Raw genomic sequence first — 2397 nt, forward strand, 5'->3', positions numbered from 1 at the left:
CTGGTTTCGGGAAGCGTAAGATGATCGAAAACAAGGGGGAATATCGATGCGCTACTACGGCATTATTTCTCGTGATCAGGTCATCTTTCTCATCGCGCTCGCGCTGAGTTTCGCAACGGTATTGAACCTGCGGGCGGTTGCGAAATTCGTCGCGCTTGAGGGCAACATTTTAAGCGAAATGCAAAGCCTTCAGGCCCAGGCGAAACTAGCTGCATTCAAACATATTGTTCTTGGTGGCGATGATCAGGATAAGGCTGGCTTACACCGCTGGGGGAGCTGAGGTCGGGCGCCGGCGTAGCTGATGTTCCTCTGGACGTTTTCCGAAGGCATTTTACGGCATTTAAAGGCGGCTGTACCGTCGCAAGCCCCGATCCCATCGGCGACATCGCGTTCCTCCCCTTTTGTTTGCGAATCCAAACAGGCGTTTCAATCCGAGGGGACATTGAGCGGCAAAAATCCGGGAAGAATATAGGCTGTTGACATCGATTAATGAAAGCAAACCTGGTTTTGTCATACAGCGCGGCTACGGACGGCTCGGGCAATCTTCTTCTGCGACGTTAAGATCGTCCGTGACAGCAATACGGCCTGGTCGGCACATGCCTCAAGCTCGTCTTGATCGCCCGACCATTCGCACCAGGTACTTGCTGCATCAAGCAGCGCCATTATGGCGCGAACGGCGCGTTTACTGGGAAGATACCCCATCTCCTCTGCTGCCGTCTCAAACAGGCCCGCACAAAGATCCAACCAGTGATCGATCTCGTGACGGAATTCGAGTTCCAAGAACCCTCCAATGCGATCCATTCGGACAAGGAGATCCCATAGATCGCTCGCGGGATGAGATATCTGCCGCTTTGCGGCTGTGACAACCAATGCATCCCAGAACTCATTGACGTTGCTCGTTCTGTCGATCGCCTCAAGAACAGCGTATCCCCAGTTGCTGTAGTGCCAGCGCAGCGACTCCGCGACGATCTCACTGCGCCCGCCGGGAAAATGGAAGTAGATGCTGGAAGCCTTGACACTGGTTTCCTTAGCGAGCAGCCGCATCGTCACGGCGGAATAACCTTTGACGGTTGCGAGCTTTAAGAATACCTCCAGAATGCGCCGGCGGCCCGGGGTCAAGTCAGACCAATCGCGTTGATCCAGATGCTGCCTGAATAGATTGCGCGCAGTCATCACACGAGGCGGAAGGCTCATTACATAATCCTTACAGTGGCCATGCAGTGAATCGCGCGACATCTTTCGAGTCAACTGGTTCCAGCGGCGCAAGCACTTTCAGTTGCTCCAGATTGATGCCAACATCGGAAAGCGGCGTTCGGTACCAGGCCACAGCGTCAGAGGCGGGCCGGGCCGAACGCAGCGCGTCAGGCCCAGCGGGCGCAAAGAGCTATTTCAAAACGGGTCTCGCGCAGCCGTAAGCCATCCACCATCCATCACATAGGCGCTTCCATGAACGTAATCGGCGTCGTCGCTGCCGAGAAAGGCCGCCAGTTTTGCGATTTCCTCCGGCTGGCACCAGCGACGCGCAGGAACCTTGCTGATTGCAAGATCCATGTCAGGTGACGCCGCATTGTGCTCCGGTAAAGCCAGGGGCGTTGCGGTGGCTCCGGGGCAAATCGCGTTCACGCGGATCCCGCGTGCACCGTATTCAAAGGTCAGCTGGCGCGTTAAGCCAATCACACCATGCTTGGAAGCGGTATAAGCCGACCCCCCGCCCGCTGCACTGAACCCAGAGGTTGACGACGTGTTGATGATTGCACCCTTGCCCTGCGAAAGCATATGCGGAATGACGGCCCGCGCCATCAGGAAGGGGCCGGTAAGATTGACAGCCAGGACCCTGTTCCACTCCTCGAGGCTGACCTCGTGAGCGGGAGCATGTCCATCAAGAATCCCCGCGTTGTTGCAAAGAAGATCAACTCTTTCCCAGCGCTCGATGACTGCTTTGACAGCACTTTCAACGCTTCCGGCGTCGCTCACGTCTGCCTGTAGTGGATACCCCCTGTCTGGTGTAGAAAGTTTTTCGACCGTTTCGACAGCTCGAGCCAGATTGATGTCCAGAGCGGCAACGTAGGCTCCCCTGGATACAAATTCGCTGACCATGGCACGTCCCATTCCGGATCCCGCGCCAGTGATGACCACCACCTTACCGCTATAATTGCTCACGACAAATGCCTTCCTTTTTCTATGTTTTACCGAGGGACAGTTACCAGTCGGCACGTGACGCACCGCGTATTTCCGATAGACTGCCTGAATAACTGATCGAGCAAACCCGATGGTTCTCAAGCCTTCTGGATATTTTCCAGGATGGCTTCGTTGACGGTTGCGGATGCCTCCATTTGCGGCATGTGCCCGACCGCCGGCAGGCTGCGCAAAGTGACCTTTGCCGGCAGGTCTGCCGCG

General features: G+C 56.1%; 3 protein-coding genes. 1 reads left to right on the forward strand and 2 read right to left on the reverse strand.

Features of this window, described 5'->3' with window-relative positions:
• Positions 1 to 46: 46 nt before the first annotated feature.
• Positions 47 to 280: a hypothetical protein gene (locus ACSQ2W_RS27295; protein WP_436089297.1), complete on the forward strand. Its 234-nt coding sequence runs from the start codon at positions 47 to 49 to the stop codon at positions 278 to 280.
• A 230-nt stretch (positions 281 to 510) separates the two neighbouring features.
• Here ACSQ2W_RS27295 and ACSQ2W_RS27300 read toward each other — a convergent pair whose 3' ends face one another.
• Entirely contained in the window at positions 511 to 1194 is a 684-nt protein-coding gene (locus ACSQ2W_RS27300) for a TetR/AcrR family transcriptional regulator (protein WP_436089298.1), read from the reverse strand.
• 195 nt (positions 1195 to 1389) lie between these two features.
• Positions 1390 to 2160 (reverse strand): SDR family NAD(P)-dependent oxidoreductase, encoded by a 771-nt coding sequence (locus ACSQ2W_RS27305; protein WP_436089299.1) that lies wholly within the window; start codon positions 2158 to 2160, stop codon positions 1390 to 1392.
• Positions 2161 to 2397: the final 237 nt, after the last annotated feature.

The sequence above is a fragment of the Pararhizobium sp. LjRoot255 genome, assembly GCF_964252905.1.
Taxonomy (GTDB): Bacteria; Pseudomonadota; Alphaproteobacteria; order Rhizobiales; family Rhizobiaceae; genus Pararhizobium.